This is a genomic window from Massilia sp. TWR1-2-2, assembly GCF_049897565.1.
In the GTDB taxonomy this organism is placed as follows: Bacteria; Pseudomonadota; Gammaproteobacteria; order Burkholderiales; family Burkholderiaceae_D; genus JAFCUW01.
The window spans coordinates 1-1109 of the sequence record NZ_JAFCWM010000093.1; the positions used below are offsets into that span (position 1 = coordinate 1).

3 protein-coding genes are annotated in these 1109 nt (G+C 60.9%); all 3 read right to left on the reverse strand.

Features of this window, described 5'->3' with window-relative positions:
* Positions 1-341 (reverse strand): transposase domain-containing protein (locus ACP7DD_RS26505; protein WP_426178384.1); only part of this gene is annotated, 341 nt, incomplete at its 3' end.
* A gap of 59 nt (positions 342-400) precedes the next feature.
* The gene (gene tnpB / locus ACP7DD_RS26510) at positions 401-742 is read right to left on the reverse strand and encodes an IS66 family insertion sequence element accessory protein TnpB (protein ID WP_426178385.1); all 342 of its coding nucleotides are present in this window, start codon (positions 740-742) and stop codon (positions 401-403) included.
* Positions 739-1035, reverse strand: coding sequence for an IS66 family insertion sequence element accessory protein TnpA (tnpA, locus tag ACP7DD_RS26515; RefSeq protein ID WP_426178386.1), 297 nt, complete (start codon positions 1033-1035; stop codon positions 739-741). Before tnpA ends, tnpB begins: the two co-directional genes overlap by 4 nt.
* Positions 1036-1109: the final 74 nt, after the last annotated feature.

The window sequence follows — 1109 nt, forward strand, 5'->3', positions numbered from 1 at the left end:
CGCCCGGCACGGCTGCGTTTGCGCTTGCCGGCTTCGCCGTCAGCGATGTCAGCAGGTGGCACCAGCTCGGCCTCGATCGCGGACAGGTCGGTGTTGACCGTTTCTTCAAACAGCTCACGCTGCTCACCGCTGAAGGACTCGCTTTTCTGGCCGAACTTGATGCGACGGTAGTACGCTAGTTCAAGCGTCAACGCAGCAATCTTGAAGTCCTTCTCCGCCAGCGTCGCACTGTTTTTCGCCAGCACCTGTTCTGCTCTGGCGCTTTGCTCCATCAGCGCGCGCACCTTCGCGATCACGGCGGGATCGTGGTTGGCGCGGGTTAGTTCGGTAAGCAAATCCATTCCCGTAGTTTACCGGGCACGGCCGCTGTTTACAAGCACAACAGTTTACATGCGCGGCGCTACAGCTGCCATTGCGCCGGGGCCGGCGCGACCAAGCGCTGCCAGTCGACGCCGGCGATCAGCCATTGCCATTGCTCGTCGGTTAACTGCCAGCTTGTTTCGTGTGCCTGCGGCCAAACGAACTGACCGCGGTGCAGACGACGCAGGCACATCCAAACGCCATTGCCATCCCAGCAGACCAGCTTCAAGCGGGTCCTTCGACGGTTGCTGAACACGTATGCCGTGCCGTCGCAGGGTGCGCGGCCCAGGGCCTCCTGCACATGCAGCGAAAGCCCATCGATGCCGGTGCGCATGTCCACAGCCTGGGTGGCCAGCCAGAACGACGCTGCCTGCAGCTTCATGCCAGGGCACGCAGCAGTTCGACGACCCAGTTCGTCGGCAAGGCTGCCGGCAACGTCACGGTCCAGCCGCTGGGACTACGCAAACTGATCGCTGGCGCAACGGTCGCGGCAGATTGAATCGACAAAGGCAAAAATGCCGGCGCCGCGTCGACCACGGTCAATCGTCGCGCCCAATAATTGAGCTGACGCTGGGCATAGCCCTGATTCACTGCAAACGCACGCTGCGACTGACCGCTAACACGCCATTGTGCGACGCGTTCTTTCCACAGCGCTTCGCGTTCGATATTTGCCATTCCTATCTCCTTTTCAAAACCGGAGTATGGCTAGGTGGAATTGGCAATGGAAGGTGGGTGGACTGGACGCTTAC

What these genes read in the sequence shown, in the direction of transcription:
- tnpB (WP_426178385.1), bottom strand. Translation starts at nt 742, where the DNA reads ATGAAGCTGCAGGCAGCGTCGTTCTGGCTGGCCACCCAGGCTGTGGAC.
- tnpA (WP_426178386.1), bottom strand. Translation starts at nt 1,035, where the DNA reads ATGGCAAATATCGAACGCGAAGCGCTGTGGAAAGAACGCGTCGCACAA.